25 protein-coding genes and 1 pseudogene are annotated in these 23422 nt (G+C 72.6%); 9 read left to right on the forward strand and 17 right to left on the reverse strand.

The window, feature by feature from the left end; translation table 11 throughout:
• The first annotated feature begins 19 nt into the window (after positions 1-19).
• The 3 genes from ACH4PY_RS01725 to ACH4PY_RS01735 all read left to right on the forward strand — a co-directional run bounded on the left by ACH4PY_RS01725 (position 20) and on the right by ACH4PY_RS01735 (position 4141).
• A complete protein-coding gene (locus ACH4PY_RS01725; protein WP_398174658.1) occupies positions 20-952 on the forward strand; it encodes a YbhN family protein in 933 nt (310 codons plus the stop codon).
• A 145-nt stretch (positions 953-1097) separates the two neighbouring features.
• The gene (locus ACH4PY_RS01730; protein WP_398174661.1) at positions 1098-1874 is read left to right on the forward strand and encodes a hypothetical protein; all 777 of its coding nucleotides are present in this window, start codon (positions 1098-1100) and stop codon (positions 1872-1874) included.
• Positions 1875-2155: 281 nt separating this feature from the next.
• Positions 2156-4141 carry an amino acid transporter gene (locus ACH4PY_RS01735; RefSeq protein ID WP_398174664.1) on the forward strand — a complete coding sequence of 662 codons (1986 nt, stop codon included), beginning with the start codon at positions 2156-2158 and terminating at the stop codon, positions 4139-4141.
• A gap of 646 nt (positions 4142-4787) precedes the next feature.
• On the opposite strand, the gene ACH4PY_RS01740 is transcribed toward ACH4PY_RS01735, so the two are convergent.
• The 6 genes from ACH4PY_RS01740 to kdpF all read right to left on the reverse strand — a co-directional run bounded on the left by ACH4PY_RS01740 (position 4788) and on the right by kdpF (position 10940).
• Complete coding sequence (locus tag ACH4PY_RS01740) at positions 4788-5246, reverse strand: type II toxin-antitoxin system PemK/MazF family toxin (protein ID WP_398174667.1); 459 nt, start codon at positions 5244-5246, stop codon at positions 4788-4790.
• Positions 5247-5301: 55 nt separating this feature from the next.
• On the reverse strand, positions 5302-6285 hold the full coding sequence (locus ACH4PY_RS01745) for an aldo/keto reductase (RefSeq protein ID WP_398174670.1): 984 nt from the start codon (positions 6283-6285) through the stop codon (positions 5302-5304).
• Positions 6286-6367: 82 nt separating this feature from the next.
• Positions 6368-7000 (reverse strand): potassium-transporting ATPase subunit KdpC, encoded by a 633-nt coding sequence (gene kdpC, locus ACH4PY_RS01750; RefSeq protein WP_398174673.1) that lies wholly within the window; start codon positions 6998-7000, stop codon positions 6368-6370.
• 32 nt (positions 7001-7032) lie between these two features.
• Complete coding sequence (kdpB, locus tag ACH4PY_RS01755) at positions 7033-9186, reverse strand: potassium-transporting ATPase subunit KdpB (protein ID WP_398174676.1); 2154 nt, start codon at positions 9184-9186, stop codon at positions 7033-7035.
• The gene (gene kdpA / locus ACH4PY_RS01760) at positions 9186-10850 is read right to left on the reverse strand and encodes a potassium-transporting ATPase subunit KdpA (RefSeq protein ID WP_398174679.1); all 1665 of its coding nucleotides are present in this window, start codon (positions 10848-10850) and stop codon (positions 9186-9188) included. The genes kdpB and kdpA overlap by 1 nt, the downstream gene beginning before the upstream one ends.
• The gene (kdpF, locus tag ACH4PY_RS01765) at positions 10851-10940 is read right to left on the reverse strand and encodes a K(+)-transporting ATPase subunit F (RefSeq protein WP_398174683.1); all 90 of its coding nucleotides are present in this window, start codon (positions 10938-10940) and stop codon (positions 10851-10853) included.
• A 361-nt stretch (positions 10941-11301) separates the two neighbouring features.
• Here kdpF and ACH4PY_RS01770 point away from each other — a divergent pair, with 361 nt between their 5' ends.
• Positions 11302-11718: a hypothetical protein gene (locus ACH4PY_RS01770; RefSeq protein ID WP_398174686.1), complete on the forward strand. Its 417-nt coding sequence runs from the start codon at positions 11302-11304 to the stop codon at positions 11716-11718.
• Between the two features lie 16 nt (positions 11719-11734).
• On the opposite strand, the gene ACH4PY_RS01775 is transcribed toward ACH4PY_RS01770, so the two are convergent.
• The 3 genes from ACH4PY_RS01775 to ACH4PY_RS01785 all read right to left on the reverse strand — a co-directional run bounded on the left by ACH4PY_RS01775 (position 11735) and on the right by ACH4PY_RS01785 (position 14900).
• Complete coding sequence (locus tag ACH4PY_RS01775; protein ID WP_398174689.1) at positions 11735-12673, reverse strand: GNAT family N-acetyltransferase; 939 nt, start codon at positions 12671-12673, stop codon at positions 11735-11737.
• A 13-nt stretch (positions 12674-12686) separates the two neighbouring features.
• A complete protein-coding gene (locus ACH4PY_RS01780; protein ID WP_398174692.1) occupies positions 12687-13826 on the reverse strand; it encodes a serine hydrolase domain-containing protein in 1140 nt (379 codons plus the stop codon).
• 183 nt (positions 13827-14009) lie between these two features.
• Positions 14010-14900, reverse strand: coding sequence for a chitosanase (locus tag ACH4PY_RS01785; protein ID WP_398174695.1), 891 nt, complete (start codon positions 14898-14900; stop codon positions 14010-14012).
• 320 nt (positions 14901-15220) lie between these two features.
• On the opposite strand from ACH4PY_RS01785, the gene ACH4PY_RS01790 reads away from it, so the two are divergent.
• On the forward strand, positions 15221-15448 hold the full coding sequence (locus ACH4PY_RS01790; protein ID WP_398174698.1) for a DUF2277 domain-containing protein: 228 nt from the start codon (positions 15221-15223) through the stop codon (positions 15446-15448).
• A 136-nt stretch (positions 15449-15584) separates the two neighbouring features.
• Here the strand turns inward: ACH4PY_RS01790 and ACH4PY_RS01795 are convergent, their stop codons facing one another.
• Positions 15585-16595: an aldo/keto reductase gene (locus tag ACH4PY_RS01795; protein WP_398174701.1), complete on the reverse strand. Its 1011-nt coding sequence runs from the start codon at positions 16593-16595 to the stop codon at positions 15585-15587.
• 190 nt (positions 16596-16785) lie between these two features.
• Here ACH4PY_RS01795 and ACH4PY_RS01800 point away from each other — a divergent pair, with 190 nt between their 5' ends.
• Positions 16786-18009, forward strand: a complete 1224-nt coding sequence (locus ACH4PY_RS01800) for an FG-GAP-like repeat-containing protein (RefSeq protein ID WP_398174704.1) — start codon at positions 16786-16788, stop codon at positions 18007-18009.
• A gap of 139 nt (positions 18010-18148) precedes the next feature.
• Here the strand turns inward: ACH4PY_RS01800 and ACH4PY_RS01805 are convergent, their stop codons facing one another.
• The 4 genes from ACH4PY_RS01805 to ACH4PY_RS01820 form a co-directional block, all read right to left on the reverse strand.
• On the reverse strand, positions 18149-18550 hold the full coding sequence (locus ACH4PY_RS01805) for a cytidine deaminase (protein ID WP_398174707.1): 402 nt from the start codon (positions 18548-18550) through the stop codon (positions 18149-18151).
• Between the two features lie 34 nt (positions 18551-18584).
• On the reverse strand, positions 18585-19046 hold the full coding sequence (locus tag ACH4PY_RS01810; RefSeq protein ID WP_398174709.1) for a deaminase: 462 nt from the start codon (positions 19044-19046) through the stop codon (positions 18585-18587).
• A 130-nt stretch (positions 19047-19176) separates the two neighbouring features.
• The gene (locus ACH4PY_RS01815; RefSeq protein WP_398174712.1) at positions 19177-19962 is read right to left on the reverse strand and encodes a protein kinase; all 786 of its coding nucleotides are present in this window, start codon (positions 19960-19962) and stop codon (positions 19177-19179) included.
• 5 nt (positions 19963-19967) lie between these two features.
• Complete coding sequence (locus ACH4PY_RS01820; protein WP_398174715.1) at positions 19968-20348, reverse strand: SPASM domain-containing protein; 381 nt, start codon at positions 20346-20348, stop codon at positions 19968-19970.
• Positions 20349-20458: 110 nt separating this feature from the next.
• Here ACH4PY_RS01820 and ACH4PY_RS01825 point away from each other — a divergent pair, with 110 nt between their 5' ends.
• The 3 genes from ACH4PY_RS01825 (at position 20459) to ACH4PY_RS01835 (ending at position 21864) form a co-directional block, all read left to right on the forward strand.
• Positions 20459-20659 (forward strand): hypothetical protein, encoded by a 201-nt coding sequence (locus tag ACH4PY_RS01825; RefSeq protein ID WP_398174718.1) that lies wholly within the window; start codon positions 20459-20461, stop codon positions 20657-20659.
• A 34-nt stretch (positions 20660-20693) separates the two neighbouring features.
• Positions 20694-21377, forward strand: coding sequence for a RibD family protein (locus ACH4PY_RS01830; RefSeq protein WP_398174721.1), 684 nt, complete (start codon positions 20694-20696; stop codon positions 21375-21377).
• Between the two features lie 82 nt (positions 21378-21459).
• Positions 21460-21864, forward strand: a complete 405-nt coding sequence (locus ACH4PY_RS01835; RefSeq protein WP_398174724.1) for a DUF4259 domain-containing protein — start codon at positions 21460-21462, stop codon at positions 21862-21864.
• A 73-nt stretch (positions 21865-21937) separates the two neighbouring features.
• Here ACH4PY_RS01835 and ACH4PY_RS01840 read toward each other — a convergent pair.
• From ACH4PY_RS01840 to ACH4PY_RS01850, 3 genes and pseudogenes are all read right to left on the reverse strand, one after another.
• Positions 21938-22163 (reverse strand): annotated as a pseudogene (locus tag ACH4PY_RS01840) (hypothetical protein); the annotation flags it as partial.
• Between the two features lie 124 nt (positions 22164-22287).
• Positions 22288-22659 (reverse strand): VOC family protein, encoded by a 372-nt coding sequence (locus ACH4PY_RS01845; protein ID WP_398174727.1) that lies wholly within the window; start codon positions 22657-22659, stop codon positions 22288-22290.
• Between the two features lie 338 nt (positions 22660-22997).
• Complete coding sequence (locus ACH4PY_RS01850; protein WP_398174730.1) at positions 22998-23381, reverse strand: VOC family protein; 384 nt, start codon at positions 23379-23381, stop codon at positions 22998-23000.
• Positions 23382-23422: the final 41 nt, after the last annotated feature.

Consider the following 23422-nt stretch of genomic DNA (forward strand, 5'->3'; position numbering starts at 1 on the left):
GGGCACGAGAGTGACGGCCGTGGGAAAGGGTTGGCGGGCCGCCGCCGCACTCGTACCGGGGGCCGCCCTCGGCGGCTGGGCCCTCGCGCACCGCGCGCTGCTCGCCACCGGGTGGCGGGACCTCGTCGCGGCGGACCGGACCTGGCTGTGCGCGGCACTCGCGGCGACCGCGCTCGGCTGGGTCGCCGTCGCACTCGCGCGACAGGGCACCGTGCTGGAGCCGCTGCCCGCGGGGCGCCTGCTCGCGACACAGTTCGCCGCGCAGGCCGCCAACCAGCTCACCCCCGCGGGCATCGGCGCCGGAGCGGTGAACCTGCGCTTCCTGCGCGGCTGCGGCCTGCCCCTGGGCCGTACCTCCGCCGCGCTCGCGCTGTACTCGCTCGCGGAATCCGTCGCCCGGGTGACGCTGCTCGCGACGCTGCTGCTGGCCTTCCCGCACGCGCTGCGGGTGCACGGGCTGGTGCCGACGGGCGGCACGGTCCTGGTGGTCGTCGCGGCGACCGCGGCCGCCGCCGTGCTCACCGTGGCCACCGCGGTGGCCGTACGCCCGCTGCGGCGGCTGCTGCGCGGCTTCCTGGCCACCGCGCTGGCGGACGCGCGCTCGCTGCATCTGCGGCCCACGCGGGCGCTCGCGCTGTGGGGCGGGTCGCTGGCCTTTCCGGCGCTCCAGGCGGCCGCGCTGGTCGCGGTGGCGCACGCCCTCGCGCTGCCCGTACCGGCCGCGCACGTGGCCATCGCGTACCTGGCCGCGACATGCCTGGCGGCGGGTGTGCCGACGCCCGGCGGCATGGGCTCGGTGGACGCGGCGCTCGGCGTCGCGCTGGTGGCCGCGGGGGCGCCCGCCGCGACGGCGACCTCGGCGGTGCTGGGCTACCGGATCATCACCGCGTGGCTCCCGGCGCTGCCCGCGGCGGTGATGCTGGGCGCGCTGGTGCGGCGCAAGGTCGTATAAAAGCGTACGGCGCCCGCGTGCGCGTCCCCCATAAGCGTGCCCGGCTGTTGACAGCACAGGTTTATCGGCAATACTGCCCGCCGTGGAGCAGCGCACAGGTTCGATCACACCGGCGATACACCCCGCAGGGACCGATCCGGCATTCGTGCCAGGTCTCCTGCCCCCGCGTTCCGACGCGGCCGAGGAGTCGGCCCCGGAAGCGGCCGACACGGATGCGCCGGAGGGCGCCACGGCGCCGGCGGCGGAGGACGCCTCCGCGGGCGCCGCGTCCGCCGTGCCCGAGGAGCGGTCCGAGGCGGAGGCGGCCGAGGAACCGGCCGCGGCCGAGGACGCCGACGACGCGGAGACGGACGAGGAACCGGACCGCGGCGAGCCGCTGTTCGAGGTCTCGGACCGCCGCGCCACGATCCTCGCCGACAAGGTGGGCATCGTCTTCCGCCTCGACGAGGAGGAGGCGGACTTCACCTGGGACGAGATCGGCGCCGTCGAGATCGACACGCCGCGTTTCGGCAAGCGGTTCAAGGTGACCGTCTACACCGGCCCGCGCCGGTGGTTCGAGGCGCACGTCGAGGCCAAGTCCCGCGGCCTGCTCAAGACCTGGACGGCCGAGCTGGACGCCGTCCTCGACGAGCACTTCGAGGACCCGGACGCCAAGGCCGAGGCTGAGGCTGAGGTCGAGACGGCCGAGGAGCCCGAGGCGACGGAGACCGGGACCGAGACCGCGGACACGGACACCACGGCGGAGACGGAGACGGAGACGGCGGAAGCCGACACCGACCCCGAAGCCGAGGCCGAGGCGACCGCTGACGCCGAGCCCGAGACCGCGGACGAGACCCCCGCCTCCGGCCTCACGGCCGACAAGCCCCTCAAGCCCGCCAAGCCCGCCACGTCGGCCAAGCCCCGCGGCAAGCGCACCGCATGAACCACCGCCGTCCGGCAAGCCCGTACGGCGTCAAGATCCCTCCCGCACGCGTTAAGAACGCGTATGGAAACCCCGCGCGGCTCCCCACGAGCCGCGCGGGCACCGCACTCTGACCGAGGCTTCCGTACGCGCCGCGGCCCCACCGGCCCGCGGCGCGCGCGGTGGCGCGCACGGTCGACGGCGACCAGACTGCGTAAATGACCAGGTCATCCCACCGATGGCCCGCCTCACCACGCCCTGTCGCCCCACGACGGCGCTGCACCTCTAGGAGCCCGGTCACCATGTCCACCACCGTCGGGGCGAAGGATCAGGACGCGCACCCGCATCGGACACGTCTGCGCGCCTGGATGCTCGAAGGCCTGTCCGACATGGCCAAGGACGAGCCCGCGGGCCGGAAGGCCGCCCCCGCCCCGGAGGAGAAGCCGCAGGCGCACGGCCAGCCCTGGTGGCGGGTCATGTGCCTGACCGGCGTGGACTACTTCTCCACCCTCGGCTACCAGCCGGGTATCGCCGCGCTCGCGGCCGGTCTGCTCTCCCCCGTCGCGACCGTCGTCCTGGTGATCGTGACGCTCGCGGGCGCGCTGCCCGTCTACCGCAGGGTGGCGGAGGAGAGCCCGCACGGCGCGGGCTCGATCGCGATGCTGGAGCGGCTGCTGTCGTTCTGGAAGGGCAAGCTCTTCGTGCTCGCCCTGCTGGGCTTCGCGGCGACGGACTTCCTGATCACGATCACGCTCTCGGCGGCCGACGCCTCCACCCACCTGGTGGAGAATCCGCACTTCTCGTCGGCGCTGCACAGCCACCAGATGCTCATCACGCTCGTGCTGGTGGCGCTGCTGGGCGCGGTCTTCCTCAAGGGCTTCCTGGAGGCGGTGAGCGTCGCGGTCGTGCTCGTCGGGGTCTATCTGGCGCTGAACGTCGTCGTGGTGGTGAACGGCCTGTGGCACGTGGTGACGGCCGGGCACCTGGTCACGGACTGGACGAGCGGGCTGACGGCCGAGCGCGGCAACGTCTTCGTCATGATCGGCGTCTCGCTGCTGATCTTCCCCAAGCTGGCGCTGGGCCTGTCCGGTTTCGAGACGGGCGTGGCGGTCATGCCGCATGTGAAGGGCGACCCGGACGACACCGAGGACCGGCCCGCCGGGCGGATCCGGGACACCAAGAAGCTGCTGACGACGGCGGCGCTCATCATGAGCGCGTTCCTGATCGCGACGAGCTTCATCACCACCGTCCTGATCCCGAAGGACGACTTCAAGACGGGCGGTCCGGCGAACGGCCGCGCGCTGGCGTACCTCGCGCACGAGAACCTGGGCTCGGGCTTCGGCACGGTCTACGACTTCTCGACGATCGCGATCCTGTGGTTCGCGGGCGCCTCCGCGATGGCGGGCCTGCTCAACCTGATGCCGCGTTTCCTGCCCCGCTACGGCATGGCGCCGCACTGGGCGCGCGCGGTGCGGCCGATGGTGCTGGTCTTCACGCTCGTCGCCTTCCTGGTCACGTGGATCTTCGACGCGAACGTCGACAAGCAGGGCGGCGCGTACGCGACCGGTGTGCTGGTGCTCATCAGCTCCGCGGCGATCGCCGTGACGATCGCGGCCCGGCGGGCGGGGCAGCGGCGCTGGACGGTGATCTTCGGGGTCATCGCGGTGGTCTTCCTCTACACGACGGTCGTCAACGTCACCGAGCGGCCCGACGGTGTGAAGATCGGTGCGTGCTTCATCGCCGGGATCATCCTGGTGTCGATCCTGTCCCGGCTCGCGCGGGCCTTCGAGCTGCGCGTCACGAGCGTGGAGCTGGATCCGCTCGCCGAGCGCTTCGTGCGCGACATCGCGACCCGCAAGGTGCGCTTCGTCGCGAACGAGCCGGGGCTGCGGGACGCCACCGAATACCGCGAGAAGCTCCAGCAGATCCGGCTGGACAACGACATCCCCGCCGAGGACGACCTGGTGCTGGTGGAGGTGACGGTGCCGGACGCGTCGGAGTTCGAGTCGGCGCTGAGCGTGCACGGGCAGGTGCTGCACGGGCGCTACCGGGTGCTGTCGATGGAGAGCGCGTCGGTGGCGAACGCGCTGGCCGCGCTGCTGCTGCACGTACGGGACGTCACCGGCTGCAAGCCGCACATCTACTTCGAGTGGACCGAGGGCAGCCCCTTCGCGAACTTCCTGCGCTTCTTCCTCTTCGGCCACGGCGAGGTCGCGCCCGTCACCCGCGAGGTGCTGCGCGAGGCCGAGCCGGACCGCTCCAGGCGGCCCCGCGTCCACGTCGGGTAGGCCCGCGCCACGTCCCGCGCGTCCGCGGCCGCCACCAGGTCCCGTACGGCGCCCGCGTCGGCGGCGGGCAGCAGGCCCGCGGTGTGCGAGCGGCGCACCCCCGTGTCGAGGGCGTGGCGCAGCAGCGGGCATTCGGCCAGCAGGAAGGTGTCCAGCTCGGCGCGCCGCCCGGCGGTGTCCCGCAGCAGCACCCGTTGTGCGGTGTGCCCTTCGACGCGGGCGGCGGCCAGCCGGTCCAGCCGCACCCGGTGCGACCGCAGCAGGGTGCGGACGGTCAGCTCGCCGCCGTCCGCGGTGATCCGCGGCGGGGCCAGCACGGCGAACAGGACGGCCGCGGCCGCCGCCCACAGCAGCGCCGCGGGCCAGGTGAGCCCGCCGGTGACGGCGCCGAGGACGAGGGCGGCGGCGAGCATGCCGCCGGAGAGGGCGGCCGCGAGCCGCAGCCGGGCGGGCCGGTCGCGGTCGAGGCCGCGCACCGGTCCCGCGCCGCGCCCGGGGGAGGAGGGGCGGCGGACCGTCGGGGGAAGGTATCCGCGCTGCACCCCTCCGACGCTAGGCACCGCGCGGCGCGCCCGGACCCCCGTTGACACCCCCCTGACGGCGCCCGAGCCCGTCCTGACGCTTCCCTTACGGCCCCCGGAACCGCTCAGCTCCAGCCGTACAGCTCCTTGAGCCGGTTCACCACGAGGTTGAAGCGGCCGCGGTCCAGGGCGCAGGCCTCGCGGCGCATGCCCTGTTCGTGCAGGCGCAGGACGCGGTCGACGTCGATCCAGGAGTCGCGGCCCTCACGGTCCCAGGGGCCGGCGCCTATCGCGATCCACTCGCGGTCGTGGTCGTGGCGCTTGCTGGAGAGCCGCACGGCGAGCAGCGTGCCGGCCGCCTCGCGGGCGACGACGAGGACGGGCCGGTCCTTGCCGCGGCCGTCGTTCTCCTCGTAGGGCACCCAGGTCCAGACGATCTCGCCCGGGTCGGGGTCGCCGTCGTGGACCGGGGCGTATTCGGTACGCACCCGGCCCACGTCCTTGGGATCCGCCTGCGTGGTGCGGTAGGGGCCACTGGCCCCGGGGAATTCGGCGTGGCTGTCGCTGTCGGTGAAGGTCGTCACCCGGATGACCGTATCGGCCGCCCCCGGGCCGCGTCACGGCCCTGCCGTCAGGCGCTCACCAGCGGTCGTGCACCTGGGCGCGGATGCGCCGGTCGTACAGGTCGCGCACGCCGTCCAGCACCGGCTGCGGCAGCGCGGGCAGTTCGGCCGCGGCGGCGTTCGCGCGGGCCTGCTCGACGTTGCGGGCGCCGGGGATGACGGAGGTGACGCCCGGCTGCTGGACGATCCAGCGCAGCGCGGTCTGCGCGGGGGTCGCGCCCTCGGGGGCGAGCGCGGCGAACTCGACGGCGGCCTCCAGGCCGGTCTCGTAGTCGACGCCGGAGAAGGTCTCGCCCTGGTCGAAGGCCTCGCCGTGCCGGTTGTAGGCGCGGTGGTCGTTCTCGGCGAAGACCGTCTCGCGGGTGTACTTGCCGCTGAGCAGGCCGGAGGCGAGCGGGACGCGCGCGATGATGCCGACGCCGGCGGCCTGCGCGGCGGGCAGCACCTTCTCCAGCGGCTTGAGCCGGAAGGGGTTGAAGATGATCTGCACGCTGGCCACGCCCGGCCGGGCGATCGCGGCGAGCGCCTCGTCGCACGTCTCGACGCTGACCGCGTACGCGGCGATGCGCTGCTCCTCGACGAGCGTGTCGAGCGCGTCGTAGAGGGCGTCGGAGGTGTAGACGGCGGTGGGCGGGCAGTGCAGCTGCACCAGGTCGAGGGTGTCGACGCCGAGGTTGGCGCGTGAGCGGTCGTTCCAGGCGCGGAAGTTGGCGAGGCTGTAGTTCTCCGGGAGCTGCTCGGCGCGGCGGCCCATCTTCGTGGCGACGAAGATCCCGGCGTCGGGGCGCTCCTTGAGGTAGCGGCCGATGAGCTGCTCGCTGCGGCCGTCGCCGTAGACGTCGGCGGTGTCGAAGAAGGTCACGCCGGACTCGACGGCGGCGTCCAGCACCGCGAGGGCGTCGGCCTCCTTGACGTCGCCCCAGTCGGAGCCGAGCTGCCACGTCCCGAGGCCGACGACGGAGACGGGTCGGCCGGTCCTGCCCAGTACACGCTGTTCCATGCCAGCGATGCTACGTCGCCGCCCGCGCCGGAGCCCCCGGCCCCGCCCGTTCGGCGAGCGGGCGGGACCGGGGGCGTGCTCCTCAGCGTCCGAGCGTCTCCAGCGCCCTGTTCAGGTCCAGGACGTTGACGCGCGGCTCGCCGAGGAAGCCCAGGTCGCGGCCGTGCACATGGGCGGCGACCAGGTCGTGGACCGCCGTGGGGGCGAGGCCGCGGGCCTTGGCGACCCGGTCGGCCTGCTCGTAGGCGTAGGCGGGCGAGATGTCCGGGTCGAGGCCGGAGCCGGAGGCGGTCAGGGCGTCGGCGGGGACGTCCTTGGGATCGACCCCGTCGAAGGCGGCGACGTCCTTGCGGCGCTGCTCGATCGCCTTGACCAGGTCGGGGTCGTTCGGCCCGAGGTTGGACGCGCCGGAGGCCAGCGGGTCGTAGGAGCCCGCCGAGGGGCGCGGCTGGAAGAACTTCGGGTCGGGGCGGGCGGCCTCGTTGGGGTCGTCGGGGTTCTTCTTCGGCAGGTCGAAGGTCTGGCCCAGCAGGCTGGAGCCGACCGTCCTGCCGTCCTGTTTCACGACCGAGCCGTTGGCCTGGTGGTGGAAGGCGGCCTGCGCGACACCGGTGACGGCGAGCGGGTAGAGCACGCCGGTGATCACGGTGAGCACCAGCAGCATGCGCAGCGCCGCGAGGTGCCGGCGGACGGGGGCGGGGAGGTGGTTGGCCATGGTGTGTGTCTCCTTTCGGTGCGGTCCGCCGGTCAGCGCAGGCCGGGGATGAACTGGACGACCAGGTCGATGACCTTGATGCCGACGAAGGGCAGGACGAGCCCGCCGAGGCCGTAGATCCGGATGTTGCGGCCGAGCAGCGCCCCCGCCGACGACGGGCGGTAGCGCACACCGCGCAGCGCGAGCGGGATCAGCGCGATGATGATCAGCGCGTTGAAGATGATCGCGGAGGCGATGGCCGAGGTCGGGCTGTGCAGCCGCATGATGTTGAGCGTGTCCAGGCCCGGGTAGGCGATCGCGAACATCGCGGGGATGATCGCGAAGTACTTGGCCACGTCGTTGGCGATCGAGAAGGTCGTGAGCGCGCCGCGGGTGATGAGCAGCTGCTTGCCGATCTCCACGATCTCGATGAGCTTGGTGGGGTTGGAGTCCAGGTCCACCATGTTCCCGGCCTCCTTGGCGGCCGAGGTGCCGGTGTTCATGGCCACGCCCACGTCGGCCTGCGCGAGCGCGGGCGCGTCGTTGGTGCCGTCGCCGGTCATCGCGACGAGCTTGCCGCCCGCCTGCTCGCGCTTGATGAGCGCCATCTTGTCCTCGGGCGTGGCCTCGGCGAGGAAGTCGTCGACGCCCGCCTCGGCCGCGATGGCCTTGGCCGTCAGCGGGTTGTCGCCGGTGATCATCACCGTGCGGATGCCCATCCGGCGCAGCTCGTCGAAGCGCTCGCGCATGCCCGCCTTGACGACGTCCTTGAGGTGGACGACGCCGAGCACCACCGCGGTCGTGCCGCCGTCGGCGTGGTGCACGACCTCGCCGACGACCAGCGGGGTGCCGCCGCTCGCGGAGATCGCGTCGGTCATCGGGCCGACCTCCCCGACCGGGTGGCCGCCGTTCTCCCGGATCCAGTGCATGACCGCGCTGGCCGCGCCCTTGCGCAGTTCGCGCCGGTCGCCGTCCTCGGTGAGGTTGACGCCGCTCATCCGGCTCTGCGCCGTGAAGGGCACGAATTCGGCCTGGCTGCCCAGCTCACGGCCGCGCAGCCCGTACTTCTCCTTGGCCAGCACGACGACGGAGCGGCCCTCGGGCGTCTCGTCCGACAGCGACGACAGCTGGGCGGCGTCCGCCAGCTCGTCGAGGGAGATCCCGCCGACCGGCAGGAACTCCGCCGCCTCGCGGTTGCCGAGGGTGATGGTGCCGGTCTTGTCGAGCAGCAGCGTGTTGACGTCACCGGCCGCCTCGACCGCGCGCCCGGACATCGCGAGCACGTTGCGCTGCACCAGCCGGTCCATGCCGGCGATGCCGATCGCGGACAGCAGCGCGCCGATCGTCGTCGGGATGAGCGCCACGACGAGCGCGACCAGCACGACGAGGGACTGCTCGGCGCCCGCGTAGATCGCCATCGGCTGGAGGGTGACGACGGCCAGCAGGAAGACCACGGTGAGCGAGGCGAGCAGGATGTTGAGGGCGATCTCGTTGGGGGTCTTCTGCCGGGCGGCGCCCTCGACCAGGGCGATCATCCGGTCGATGAAGGTCTCGCCGGGCTTGGAGGTGATCTTGACGACGATCCGGTCGGAGAGCACCTTCGTGCCGCCGGTCACCGCGCTGCGGTCGCCGCCGGACTCGCGGATGACGGGCGCGGACTCGCCGGTGATCGCCGACTCGTCGACCGAGGCGATGCCCTCGACGACGTCGCCGTCACCGGGCACGACCTGCCCGGCCTCGACCACCACGTGGTCGCCGAGCCGCAGGTTCGCCGCCGGGACGCTCTCCTCCGTCAGCGTGCTGTCGCCGTGCCGCCAGTCGGTCAGCCGGCGGGCGACGGTCTCGGTCCTGGTCTTGCGCAGCGTCTCGGCCTGCGCCTTGCCGCGGCCCTCGGCGACGGCCTCCGCGAGGTTGGCGAAGACCACCGTCAGCCACAGCCACACGGTGATCACCCAGGCGAAGACGCCCGGGTCCTTGATCGCGGAGAAGGTCGTCAGCACCGCGCCGACCTCGACGACGAACATGACGGGGTTCTTCGCCATGGCCCGCGGGTGGAGCTTGCGTGCCGCGTCGGGCAGCGACACCAGCAGCTGCTTGGGATCCAGCAGCCCGCCCGATATCCGGCGCTGCTCCTGCTTTCCGGGGGCGGCGCCTGCTCCGTGGCCGCCGGACGGGGCCGGCTGCTGCCGGCCGGTGGACAGGGACATCAGTGCAGACCTTCCGCGAGCGGACCCAGCGCGAGCGCGGGGAAGTAGGTGAGGCCCACGACGATCACGATGACGCCGGTGAGCAGGCCGACGAACTGCGGCCGGTGGGTGGGCAGGGTGCCCGCGGTGACGGGGACCGGCTGCTGTCTGGCCAGCGATCCGGCCAGCGCCAGGACGAAGATCATCGGCAGGAAGCGGCCGAAGAGCATCGCCAGGCCCAGCGCGGTGTTGTACCAGTGGGTGTTGACGCCCAGGCCCGCGAAGGCCGATCCGTTGTTGTTGGCCGCGGACGTGAACGCGTACAGCACCTCGGAGAAGCCGTGCGGGCCGCTGTTGAGCATCGCGGCGCGCTCGCCCTTGAGCGACATCGCCGCGCCCGTGCCGATGAGCACCACGGCGGGGGTCGCCAGGATGTAGAGGGAGGCGAACTTCATCTCCCGCGCCCCGAGCTTCTTGCCCAGGTACTCCGGGGTCCGGCCGACCATCAGCCCGGCCACGAAGACCGCGATGACCGCCAGGACGAGAATGCCGTACAGGCCCGATCCCGTACCGCCGGGCGCGATCTCGCCCAGCATCATGTTGAAGATCGTCATCCCCCCGCCGCCGGGCGAGTAGGAGTCGTGGAAGGAGTTCACCGCGCCGGTCGAGGTGAGCGTGGTGGAGGCGGCGAAGAGCGCGGAGGCCCAGACGCCGAACCGCTGCTCCTTGCCCTCCAGCATCCCGCCCGCGGTGTGGCCCGCGGTGCTGCTGACGCTGTGCAGCTCGTTGACGGTGATGAGGGCGACCGAGACGGCCCAGATCAGGCCCATGACGGCGAGGACGGCGTAGCCCTGCCGGTTGTCGCCGACCATCCGGCCGAAGGTGCGCGGCAGCGAGAAGGAGATGACCAGCAGCAGGTAGATCTCGATGAGGTTGCTGGTGCCGTTCGGGTTCTCGAAGGGGTGGGCGGAGTTGGCGTTGTAGAAGCCGCCGCCGTTGGTGCCCAGCTCCTTGATGGCCTCCTGCGAGGCCACCGGTCCGCCGGTGAGCGACTGCTTGTCGCCGATCAGCGTGCCGATCTCGTGGATGCCGTGGAAGTTCTGCACCGCGCCCAGCGCGACCAGCACGACCGCGAAGACGAACGCCATCGGCACCAGCAGCCGTACGACGATCCGGGTGAGGTCCACCCAGAAGTTGCCGATCCGGTCGGTGCGCTTGCGGGTGAAGCCGCGGATCAGCGCGGACACCACGGCGATGCCGACGGCCGCGGACACGAAGTTCTGCACGGCGAGCCCGGCCATCTGGACCAGATGGCCCATCGTGACCTCGCCGCTGTACGACTGCCAGTTGGTGTTGGTGACGAAGGAGGCCGCGGTGTTGAACGCCTGGTCCGCCTTGACCGGCGGGAAGCCCAGCGACAGCAGCAGGTGGTTCTGGAGCCGCTGCATCCCGTAGAGCAGGAGCAGCGAGACCGCCGAGAAGGCCAGCACACTGCGCAGGTACGTGCCCCACTGCTGGTCGGCGTCCGGGTCCACGCCGCCGAGGCGGTAGAGGCCCTTCTCGACCGCGAGGTGCTTGCCCGAGTCAAGAATGCGGGCCATGTAGTCGCCCAGCGGGCGGTAGGTGAGGGCCAGGGCCGCGACCAGGACGGTGATCTGGAGCCAGCCCGCGAGAGTGTCGTTCATCTAGAACTTCTCCGGAAAGACCAGGGCCAGCACGAGGTACCCGAGCAGGGCTGCGGCGACGACGAGCCCGATGATGTTGTCTGCGCTCACAGCCGCCCGACCCCCTTGGCGACAAGCGCGAGCACGGCGAAGACCGCGATCGTCACGGCGATGAATACGAGATCGGACATTTTCCGCGGCACCCCAGGTGGTGACAGTCGTGATGACGGCCGAGGACGGCACAGGGGCCCCGGTCGGGGCCCCGCCCATACGGTCACCCCCACGGAGGTGTGCGGACGCCTGCGTTGACGCTTCCCTTGCGCGGGCGACGGCGCCATTGACGTGCTCTTGACGCTCCGGCGCCCGGCGGGGTGTCGCAGCGGGGGTTTGCGCACGCTCTGGCCCGGCGTACCCTCGTAATGCGATCAAACTATCGTTAAACGGACATGCGCGTACGGGCGGAGGTGCGACGATGACGCCATTCGGAGGTCGGCGCGGGCCGGTGCAGGATCCGCTGGACGAGCAGTACCGCGGCCCGGACGCCGAAGCCGCGGCGGGTGAGGGGGTCGCGGCCGGCGACGGGGTCGCGCTCGACCCGGACGCCGCGCACCGGCAGGCCCTGGTGCTCAGCGAGGTGGCCGCCGAGGGGGCGGTGGGGCTCTTCCGCGTACTGCGCCGCGCCGCCTCCGGGGACGAGGACGCCGCGACGGTGCCCGTCTCGGCGCTGCTGCGGGCGATCCCCGGGATGACGCTGCTGGACTCGCACGACTTCCTGCTGCGCGCCCACATCCCGCCGACCGCGGTCGCGGGCACGCTCACCCCGGGGCAGCGGGTGGCCCTGGTCTACGTGGTGGACGGGACGCAGGTGTCGCGGCAGACGATCGCGTGAGACCCGTCCGTACCGGTCAGGCCCAGGTCATATCGATCTGGCGTTCGAAATTGACGTATCCGGCGCGGGCGAAGGCCCGCGCCATGGGGACGTTCCCGACGTCGGTGGACGCGCGGATCCGCGGGACGTCCTGCTCGCCCTGCGCGACCAGGACACGGGTGCCCTCGGCGAGGACGTCGTCGATGTAGCCGTTGCCGCGGTGCGCGGGGAGCACCCCGATGTACGCGATGATCGGGTTGTACGCGTTGCGGGCCGGGATCACGAAGCCGACCGGCTCACCGCTCCCCGGCAGCGTCGCGACCCGCCACCACGCGCGCGGCGACGCGTACCGCTCCAGTTCCTCCTCGTACTGCTGCTCCGCGGCCCGCTCCGCCGTCATCCGCGTCAGGTCGTCGCGGCTGTGCGCGTCCAGCGTCCCGTCGAGCACCTGCGTCATGAGGCCGACGAGTTCGGCCCGGTCCCGCACCTCGCGGTAGGCGAGACGGCCGGACGGCTCCGGGACGGCCGTCCCGCGCCGCCACTCCAGCCGCAGCCGCTCGACGAACAGCCGCCCGCCGGTCCGCTCGACCACCCGCATCCGCTGCTCGACGCCCTCCCGGACGGCCGCGTCCTCCCGCCAGTCCGGCGGCACGAAGCGCGTGTACCCGGGGCGCCCCGTCCCCTCCGGCAGCACGGCCGCCCCCGCCGTCTCCAGCAGCCGCACCGCGGTCCCGGCGTCCTCCCCCTCGGCGAGGTCCAGGATGTCCAGGAACATCGGCGCGTCCCCCGCCGCCCGCGCCCACCACGCCACCCGCGCGACGACCTCGCCGTCCCGCAGGGCGACCCACATCCACTCCGGCCGCCGCCGCCCGGCCGCGAGGTCGGCGGCCAGCTCGGCGTTCAGGACGTAGGGCAGCCGGGAGAAGAGGCCGAGTTCGTCGGCGCCGCTGATGGTGCGCAGGGTGAGATCGTTCACCCCCGGTTGACGCTCAGCGCACCCCGCACAGTTCCCGGTCCACCAGGCCGCTCATGGCCGCCTGGGTGTCCGGTCCGCCGTCGCTGGTCGCGTACACCACCGCGCTGCGCGTCCCGTCCGCGGTGACACCGCCCCAGGTGTGGTAGCCGAGCAGCTCCCCGGGATGCGCGTAGTAACTGCCGCCGCAGGACAGCGGGATGCGGCCGAGGCCGAGCCCGTAGTCCACCTGGAGGTCGGGCGCGGGCACGGTGGACGTCATCTCCGCGAGCTGCGCGGGCGCGAGCAGCCGGCCGCCGAGCAGGGCGGTGTAGAAGCGGGCGAGGTCGTGCGTGCTGCTGATCAGCGCGCCCGATCCGACGGCCATGCTCGCGTCCAGCACGGTGACGTCGGTGGGGGCGCTGGTGCCGTTGAACGTGGCGTAGGCGTCCGCGTGCGGCCCGGTGACGTACGGGAAGGCGCCCGGCGCGCTGGTGTCGCGCAGCCCCAGCGGCCGGATGATCCGGTCGGTGACCTCCTGCGCCCAATTGCGCCCGGTGACCTTGCCGATGACCATCGCGGCGAGCGTGTAGTTGGTGTTGGAGTACGTCCACCCGTCGCCGGGCACCCGCGGCTGCGTCATCGCGAGCGCCACCAACTGCTCGGGCGTGTAGGCCCGGTAGCGCCCGGCGGCATAGCCCTCCGCGGTGTTCAGCGCCGGTACCAGCGGTGCGACGTCCGGCACATGGCTGGTGTGCTGGAGCAACTGCCGTACGGTGATGGCCCGTCCGTCGTTGCCGTTGCCCCGGACGACGCCGGGCAGCCACTTCTCGACGGTGTCGTCGAGGGAGAGCCTCCCCTCGCCGACGAGCTGGAGCACGACGGCGGCGGTGAACGTCTTGGTGGCGCTGCCGATCCGGAACCGGCCGTCCGCGGGCATCGCCCGGCCCGTCCCCGCCGTCGCCGTCCCCGCCCGCGCGGTGACGTCCCCCTGCGGGGTGAGGACTTCGGCGCCGACCCCCACGACTCCGGTGGCCCGCACCGCGTCCACCTCCTGCTGCAACGCGCTCCGCGCGCCCGGCGCCGCCTCCCCCGGCGCGGCGGCCAGCAGCACCATGACGGCGCCGCCCAGCGCGGCCGCCCCCCGTACCCATCTCCGCGTCCCGAACACCGGCATGCCCTTCCCCCGTTCCGTCGCGCTCCTTCCCCCATCCCACCGGCGCCCCGGCCCGCGTCCCACCCGGCTGCCCCCCTGCTCCGGGCGGGGGTCAGCCCCCCTGACGCGGGGCGGTCCGCGTGACATGGGCGCGGCCCGGACGCTGGATGGTGGGAGCGTCCGGGCCGCGGGTCACGCGGATCCTCAGGGGAGGGTGAGGATCTGGTAGGAGTCGCCGTAGGTCTTCCAGTGCAGCGGCGGGTCCAGGTTGAGGTTGCCGGCCTGGAGGAAGGGGCGCTGCTCGGTGTCGACGCGGCTGGTGTCGTCGTGCGCGTCCTCCGTCTTCATCGCCGCCTTGCGGGCGTCGAGGAAGGCGTTGAGATAGGCGGTCTCGTCGCCGCCCTGCGCGGGGGTCTTGGCCTTCTTCATCGCGGTCTTGCGGATGCCGCCGAAGCTGACCGGGTCGTCGCCGGGGCCGTGCATCACGATCGCGTCGTAGTAGATGAACTGGCCGAGCGTGCCGATGCCGTCCGCCTTGCCCTGGTTCACGGCGGGGTTGAAGTAGACGTCGTCGCGCTCGTCGTTCTGGGCCTGCTGGAAGACGGTGTCCTTGGCGGCGGTCTTCCACGCGCTCACGAAGGCCGAGCCGAGGCCCGCGTGGGAGTCCGAGCCGTTGACGTCCTCCAGCGCGGGCAGGTACTTGGCCAGGACGTTGTTCGGCTCCATGTCCGTGTAGTGCTGGACGAGTTCGAGCATGTCACCGGTGCCGGAGCAGAAGCCGATGATGCCGGCGGTGTAGCCGCGGCCGTCGCCGATGTCCTCGATGTACTTGTACTGGGACTTCCAGTCCAGGGTGGAGTTCTCGGCGGAGGAGACCAGCTCCATCGCCATCTCCTTCTTGTGCGCGTCGGCGAGCCCGGCACCGGTCGCGTGCGGGGCGGCGGTGACGGCGGGCGTGGCCGCGGCGCCGGGGCCGGCCAGCGCGAGGGAGGTGCCGCCCGCCGCGAGCAGGGCGGTCGCGGCGAGCAGGGCGACCCGGCGGCGGGTGGCGCGGGTCGGGTGGGTCTCGTGGGTCGGGTGGGGGGAGGTGTGCACGTGCGTCTCCGTTTCCGGCCGCCGTGGCACCGCGAAGATGCGGTGGGGGGCGGCCCCGGGCGGGGGTGGGGCGTGCGTGACTGCGTGGACGTGCGGGGGTGTGGCGTTGGTGGTTAGGAAAGCTTCCTAACCACTGCATGGCATTGAAGCACCGGGGCGCCTGTGCGCCAAGGGGCCGGAGCGAAACCGTTCGCGGGACGGGGGACGCTCACCCGTCCGTGCACCCGTCCGCCGTACGCGCGCGCGCCGCTCGTACGTCCGTCCGCACCCCGCCGGGCGGGGCCGGGCCCGTTGTCGTACCCCCGCGGCACACTGGAGACATGTGCCGAAGCATCAAGACCCTGCGTCCCCCGATGACGCCCGAGGTCCACGACGAGGACATCCGGGCCGCCGCGCTCCAGTACGTCCGCAAGATCTCCGGCTTCCGCGCGCCCGCGAAGCACAACCGCGAGGCGTTCGACGCGGCCGTGGAGGCGGTAGCGGCGGCCACCGCGACGCTGCTGGACGAGCTGGAGATACGGGGGTCCGCCGCGAAGGCGGCAAGCTGACGGCCCGGTCCCGGTCCCGGTCCCCGGCCCGGCTCCGCGGCATGCCCCGCTCTGGGCTCTCGACGTCCGGCCGCCGACGGGCAGCGGGGCCGCCGGGCGGAAATCCGGCGGCCCCGCTCGTCCCGTACCCGCGCGCCTACCAGGCGAAGGCCTCCGGCGACGGGCCCGGCCCGGGGAAGATCGCGTCCAGCTCGGCGAGGAAGTCGGCGCCGAGGTCGAGGTCCAGCGCCCGCAGGGCCGAGTCGAGCTGCTCGGCGGTGCGCGGGCCGACGATCGGCCCCGTCACGCCCGGCCGGGTGAGCAGCCACGCGAGGGCGACCTCACCGGGCTCCAGCCCGTCCCGCGCGCACAGCTCCTCGTAGCGCCGGACCTGCTCCCGTACGGCCGGATCGGCCAGGCCCGCCGCGGACCGCCCGCCCGACGTCCGCGACCCGCCGCCCTCCCGCTCCTTGCGCAGCGCGCCGCCCAGCAGCCCCTGGTTGAGCGGCGACCACGGGATGACCCCGAGCCCGTACGCCTGCGCCGCCGGGATGACGTCCATCTCCGCGGTGCGCTGCGCGAGGTTGTAGAAGCACTGCTCGCTGACCAGCCCGTACGACCCGCGCGCCCGCGCGGTCTCGTTGGCCTGCGCGATGTGCCACCCGGCGACGTTGCTGGACCCGACGTAGAGGATCTTCCCCTGCGCCACCAGCACGTCCATGGCCTGCCAGATCTCCTCCCACGGCGTCGCCCGGTCGATGTGGTGGATCTGGTAGACGTCGATGTGGTCCGTCCCGAGCCGCGCGAGGCTCGCGTCCACCGCCCGCCGGATGTTCAGCGCCGAGAGCCGGTCGTGGTTGGGCCACGACTGGACGTTCCACGGCGTGCCGTCGTTCGTCATGTTCCCGTACAGCTTGGTCGCGAGCACGACCTTGTCCCGCCGCCCGCCGCCCTGCGCGAACCACCCCCCGAGGATCTCCTCGGTGAGCCCCTTGTGCCCGTCGGCCCCGTAGATGTTCGCAGTGTCGAAGAGGTTCACCCCCGCGTCGAGGGCGGTGTCCATGAGCCCGTGCGAGGTCGCCTCGTCCGTCAGCCCCCCGAAGTTCATGGTCCCCAGCACGAGCCGCCCGACCCGTAGCCCCGTCCGCCCCAGCTGCGTGTATCTCATACGCCTCACCCAACACCTTGGAGTGCACTTGAGGGCAAGCCCTTCCCCGGCCCCGGACGCCGGCCACCCGGACGCACGCGCGCCCTGAGCGCCCGGTCCGCCAGGAAGCGGAGTGGGCCGCGATGCTGCTGCAGGGCGCAGCTACACTGCGCGCAGCCGCGCTCTGAGCGGCCTGTTTCTGGGGGGTTATATGAAGCGAAGACGACTCCGCGCCATCGTCGTCGCGGCTGCGGCCGCGCTCGGGCTGAGCGCCGGTGCCATGGCGCCCGCGCACGCGGCTGCGACCGGTTGGAACCGGTGCCCGAAGGGCAGTTTCTGCCTTTTCGACGGCCTCAACGGCACCGGGTCCATGATCGCCTACACCTCGTCCCACTCCAGCCTCGGCTCGTGGGACAACAAGGCGGACTCGGTGTACAACCGCACCGGGATGCACGCGGTGTCCATGTACAGCCTGCCGGGCTACCGTTACGACGATCCGGTGCACGACGTCGTGGTCAACTGGGACGACTCGGGCGAGTCCCAGCTGAACCTCGACGGCTTCGCCGACGCCAACAGCCACATGCTGAACAACCTCAGTTCCTTCCGGCTCGCGCACACGGCCCGGGAGGCGGAGGGCGGGCCCGAGTACCTGCAGTGGCAGGATCCGACCTGGAGCAGTGGCGGATCCGGGCTGGCGTTCTCCGACCTCAACAACGACGGCAACAGCGACATGCTGCTGCGGACCTGGTCCGGCAAGCTGTGGTACCTGCCGGGCGACGGCTCGGGCACCCTGATCGGCTCCGGCTGGAACGCGATGTCCGCACTCACGCGGCACGGGGACTTCACCGGCGAAGGCAGCGAGGATCTGCTGGCACGCGACACCACGGGCAAACTGTGGCTGTACCCGGGCAACGGCAGGGGCGCCTTCACCAGCCGCAAGCTCATCGGCTCCGGCTGGAACGCGATGTCCGCGCTCCAGGCGGCCGGCGACCTCACCGGCGACGGCAAGGACGACCTGCTCGCACGCGACACCACGGGCAAACTGTGGCTGTACCCGGGCAACGGCAGGGGTGCCTTCACCACCCGCAAGCTCATCGGCTCGGGCTGGAACGCGATGCGTGCCTTCGCCGCCCCCGGCGACCTCAACGGGGACCGGCGGAACGACCTCGTCGTCAGTGACAGCGCAGGCAAGCTGTGGCTGTACCCGGGCAACGGCAAGGGCGCCTTCACCACCCGCAAGGCGCTCGGCGCGAGCGGCTGGGGCCGGTTCGACACGCTGCTGGGTTCGCACTACTCCGGCGGCAGCCGTCCCGACCTGCTCGCGATCGCACCCCCCGAGGACGGCGTGGTCTTCCTCTACGAGAGCCGCAGCGGCGGCACGCTCGCCGCGGGGCAGTACATCGACTACATCGAGACCGGCGACAAGCTGCTGTGAGCCGGGGCCGGGGGCGGCACCACCGCGGTCCCCGGCCCGTACACGACGCGGGCCAGGACTCCGGCCGGAGTCCTGGCCTCGTGGACGCGCTCTGCGGTGGGCGCTGGGGTGCGCGCTCTCCCGGCGTGCGGGCGGAACGCTAGTCCGCGTCGAGCTGGTGGTCCGCCCAGACGTACGTCTCCGGCAGCAGCTCGGCGATCGGTACCGCCCTCAGCGCCTCGCCCGTCCCGACGACGACGCGCACGCCGGGGAAGTAGTCCAGCATCACCTGGCGGCACCGGCCGCACGGCGGGATGACGCCGCGCTCGCGGTCCCCCACGGCGACGACCGTCTCCAGCTCGTACACCCCCTGCGTCGCCGCCGCCCCGATGAGCACCAGCTCGGCGCAGGGGCCGCCGGTGAAGTGGTAGGCGTTCACGGCGGTGACGATCCGCCCGTCCGCACCCCGCCCGGCGGCGGCGACGGTGTGGTTGTCCCCCCGGCACCGCTCCCGCGCGACCCGCGTCGCCGCCTCGACCAACTCCCGATCGACGTCGCCCATGTGCCCTGCCTCCGTTCGTGGGTGGGCCACCACGCTAGAGGTTCAGGTGCGCGTTGACCGCGCGGGCCGCCTCCGCCATGTCGGCGAGCTCGACGACCTCGATCCCCGCGGCCGCCATCTCCTCGACCCCCTGGCAGTCGGCGACGAGCAACGACGGCTCGCGCCAGGCGATCACCACCCGGGGGATACGCGCCTCGACGATCAGCCGCGCGCACGGGACGGGGTGGGAGGCGCGCTCCGAGCAGGGTTCGAGCGTGCTGTAGATCGTGGCCGACAGCAGGCGGGGATCGTCGCGGCCGAGCTTGGCGAGGGCCGACTCCTCGGCGTGCACGTGCGGGTCGCCGCCCTCGCGGCTGTAGCCGGTGGCGATCTCGTGGCCGTCGGCGTCGACGACGACCGCTCCGACGTTGAAGCGGTTCGCCACCGGCGGGCAGGACCGGGACAGCTCGATGGCGCGGGCCATCCAGTGGCGGTCGGTCTCGGGGGTGTGCGTCATGAGCGGATCTCCTCAGGAGTGGTCAGGAGGGGGTTTCGGGCCGCAGAGCGCGAGGCCGCGGGGCCCGTGCCGGGGGAGCCGGCCGACGCCGGGCTGGTGGCCGGCGCACGAAGAGCGGGCGACCGCCGTGTCAGAGCCCGCGGTGCGCGGCCCATTCGCATGCGGCGGCCGCCATCGCCTCGAGCCAGTCGGCCTCGGGCTTGCGGGCCGCGAAGGCGTCGCACATCCGGACGTCCGCCCGCACGAAGGCGTCGATCGCCCGGCGGTCCGCCTGCGCCCAGGCCGGGCAGCGGGACGCCCATGCCTCGGCCGCGGCGGGGTCGTGCCCCGCCGCGACGAGCTGGAGCACGAAGCAGGCGGGGTCGATGAAGCCCGCGCCCCGCGTGGGCCATGCCCAGTCCACGAGCCATGTGCGCTGCTCGCCGATCAGCACGTTGTTCGCGTTGACGTCGGTGTGCAGCAGCGTGTCCCCCCGGAACCACGCGGCATCACCCGCGTCGGCGACGTACGCGTCCCACCGGGTCTCCGGCCAGTGCCGTGCCACGTCGGGGAGTTCCAGTGTCCCGGCCGTCGACACGAGGTCGGCGATCAGCCCCAGATCCGCCGAGCCCGGCTCGATGTCCGACGGCCGCCCCTGGACCGCCTCGAATCCGAGCACGCACCAGGCGTCGTCCTCCGCGGACCACCGGAGCGCGGGAGCCACCTCCCGCACATGGGGGTTGACGTCCCGCTCACGCAGGAGCGAGTCACGGCGTCCGCCGGGCCTGTTGCGCATGGCCTTGACGAAGAAGGTCCCCTTCTCGCATTCGGCCAGGGCGGTCAGGTCGGAGCTGTACCCGTAGCGAGTGGGCCGCAGGGACAGCACTTCGCCCGCGTGTGCACGGACCAGTGCGGAGATCTCCTGCTCGGCGGTCATGAGGCTCACCTCTTCGGGTTGCATGTGCTCGGAGGCGTGCCAGGACTGCACTCCGCGTTGTCCTCCGGCCCGCACGGCTGCTGGGGGGCGTTGTCCGGGCCGCACGGGGCCGAGTCCGGGTGACAGGGCCGACCGGCCCGGACCGCTGTGCGGATGTCGGCACCGGCCTCCGCCATGGCGGCGCCGCCGAGGATATCGGCCAGCCGAGCCGTACGGACGTCGCCCACGTCCATGAACGTCGAGAAGACGCACGGCGACACCGTGCCGTCCGGCCCGACCGCGGCCCTGCCGTTCCCGCAGTCGCGGCACAGGCCGGAGAGATCCGGGGCGCGGCCCGCGGCGCCGCGGCCGAAGGGCCGTACGTGGTCGGTGCCGACGCGCGTCACGCCGAGGGCCCGCAGAACACCGCGCCGCGGCCGACGGCTTCGCCGCCGCCATCGGTACGCTGCCGCCCGCCTTCCGCCGTGACCGCGGCGTCTACCTCGCGCGGGCGGCCGTGGCCCAGGCCCGGTCCGGTGAGCCGGAACTCGCCGCGCGGACCGGCTCCCAGGCGCTGCCCCTCGCAGAGGAGACCCGGTCGGCCCGCATCTTCGGGGAATTGGCCTCCCTGGACTCGCAGTTGAGCCGATGGAATGCCCTGCCCGCCGTCTCGGACTTCCGCACCGCCCTCGACGGCATCCTGGTCCACGAGACCTGAACCCCAACCCCAACCACCCGGAACGGATGGACACATGGCCGAGCGCCCGTACGTCGTCCTGAGCGTCGCGACCTCCATCGACGGCTACATCGACGACACGTCCCCCGACCGGCTCATGCTGTCGAACGCCGACGACTTCGACCGCGTCGACCAGGTCCGTGCGGAGTCCGACGCCATCCTCATCGGCGGCACCACACTCCGCCGCGACAACCCCCGCCTCCTGGTGAAGAGCCCCGAACGGCGTGCCGCCCGGATCGCGGCGGGCAAGCCCGAATACCCGCTCAAGGTCACCCTCACCGGCAGCGGCGACCTCGCCCGCGACCTGAAGTTCTGGCACTACGGCGACGGCAAGGTCGTCTACACCACGGACACTGCCGCCCCGAAGCTGCGCGAGACGCTCGACGGCCTCGCGGACGTCGTGAGCACCGGCCCCGCCGTCGATTTCGGCGCCCTGCTCGACGACCTCGCCGGTCGCGGCGTGCGGCAGCTCATGGTGGAGGGCGGCGGCACGATCCACACCCAGTTCCTGGCGCAGGGCCTGGCCGACGAAGTGCACCTGGCCGTCGCCCCGCTGCTCGTCGGCCAGCCCGCCGCACCTCGCTTCCTCGGCCCCGCGGCCTTCCCCGGCGGCCCCACCCACCGCCTCACCCTGCTCGGCACCCGCACGATCGGCGACGTGGTGCTCCTCCGCTACGCACCCGCGAAGAACCTCTCGTAGGACCACCGCCGGCCGTTGTCAGTCCCCCCTGCTGTGATGGCAGGCAGCAGCAGCGACGCGGGCACCGAGCGGAGGCGGAGACGTGGGGACCTGGGGTGCGGGGAACTTCGACAGTGACACGGCGGCGGATCATCTCGGGGAGTTGGCCGAGCGGCTGGTGGCCGAGGTGGCGCGGGCGATGGACGGCGATCCGGTGGAGCTGGAGCCGGACGAGTACTGGAGGGTCGCCGTGCCCTGCAACCTGGAGCTGCTGCTCCTGCTGAAGCGCCAGGACTGGGTGGGCGTGACGCTTCCGCCCGCGGCGACGATACGGGGCTGGCAGGCGGCATTCCTGGCGGTGTGGGAGGGGTCGATCGACGGACTCGGGCCCAAGCCCGGGTACAAGGAGGAGCGCCGGGCGGTGCTCACCGGCACGTTCGAGCGGCTGGCGCAGGCGGCGGAGGCGGCGGAGACGGCGGAGACGGCGGAGACGGAGGCCGTGGAATAGAGGTCGCAGCCCGCATCCCCGGGCCGGGCGCCCCCGTCCCCACAGCTAGTGCCGCACCAATCTCGGGCGGGTAGCCACCGCGCTCGGCCCACTGGCGTCCGGGGTGGGGGCATCAGGTTGCGCGGCTCGAACTCGTCCGCGCAGAAGACCACTTCGGGCTCGTCGTCCTCGGGTATCACCTCGCCGTCGGCGATCGCGTAGAGGTGCTCGACCCGTGCGTCCCGGACCCGGTCGTCGCTGGTGAACGACACCTCGGCGATCTTCGCCACCGGCATGCCCTGCGCGGACAGCCGGACCATTTGGACCCGCCGTCAGGTCACCACCGACCCGGTGCCCCGGCGGATGATCCGAAGCAGCCGTCTGCCCTCGTCATCGTCGATCTCACGCACTCGCACCCGCTCCGCCACCTGAGCACCGTGGGTGTCAGCCGCGACTGGTGTCGATGACGCAGAAGCGGTTGCCCTCCGGATCGGCGAGCACGACAAAGTCGGCGTCGTCCGGATAGAAGTCCCAGTCGACGCGTTCAGCGCCCAGGGAGATGAGTCGTGCCACTTCGGCTTCCTGATCGGCGGCGTCGCCGGCATAGAGGTCGAGGTGGACTCTCGGGTGTTCCTGCACGGGCGTCGTACTGAGGTCGAGAGCCAGCGCGGCGCCGGAGCCGTCGGCCGGCACCAGCACCACCCAGTCATCCTTCACCTCACCATCGCGAGGGACGTAGCCCAGTGCCCGGCTCCAGAACTCCGCGGCCCGCCGTACATCGGTGGCCCCCATCACGATCGTTCCGATGTTCAGCATCCGCCGATTCTCGCAGACCCAGGCAGTCCCACGGCGTGAATCGCTTCCCCCGCTACGAGGCAAACGTTGCCTGACACGGCACTGGATCGAGCGGCCTCGGCGAAGAACGTCAGGTCCTCGCGTTCCGGGTGATGCGGTACAGCACGTTCGGACGCAGCGGCTCGCCAGCGGCGCAGGACGAGGCGGTCGGTGCGCAGTTCAGCCATGGTGCCCAGCCGACAACTGCTCTGGTTCGGCGGCAATCTCATTTCCCCGGGCGGCACCCCGGAAGCACCGTTCGCGCCGAGCGTGAACGTGCCCCCCAACTCGGCGAACCGCAGTGCCCGGCGCCGCGCCCGTCACGACCTGGTGGCCGCCCGGTCCGACGCGCTGCGCAGCACGCAGAACTCGTTGCCCTCCGGGTCCGCCAGGACCGCCCAGCCCGTGCCGTCGGGCTCGCGGCGGTCGGCGACCAGGGTGGCGCCGAGGGTGAGCAGGCGGGTGACCTCTTCCTCGCGGGTGGTCTCGGGGCGCAGGCACAGGTGGAGGCGGTTCTTGACGGTCTTCGGCTCGGGGACCTGGTTGAAGTAGAGGGCCGGGCCCTCCGCCAGGAGAACGCGGGTCTCCTCGTCGCCGGGGCGGGCGTCGGCGTCCAGCGGGCGGCCCGTCACCTCGCTCCAGAAGCGCGCCAGCGCGTACGCGTCCGCACAGTCGATCGCCACGTTCTGCACCACGGATGCCATGCGCGTCAGCCTTCCGGAAAGCCGGGCCGGGCGCCGGCGTG

The sequence above is a fragment of the Streptomyces sp. NPDC021224 genome, from assembly GCF_044332905.1.
In the GTDB taxonomy this organism is placed as follows: Bacteria; Actinomycetota; Actinomycetes; order Streptomycetales; family Streptomycetaceae; genus Actinacidiphila.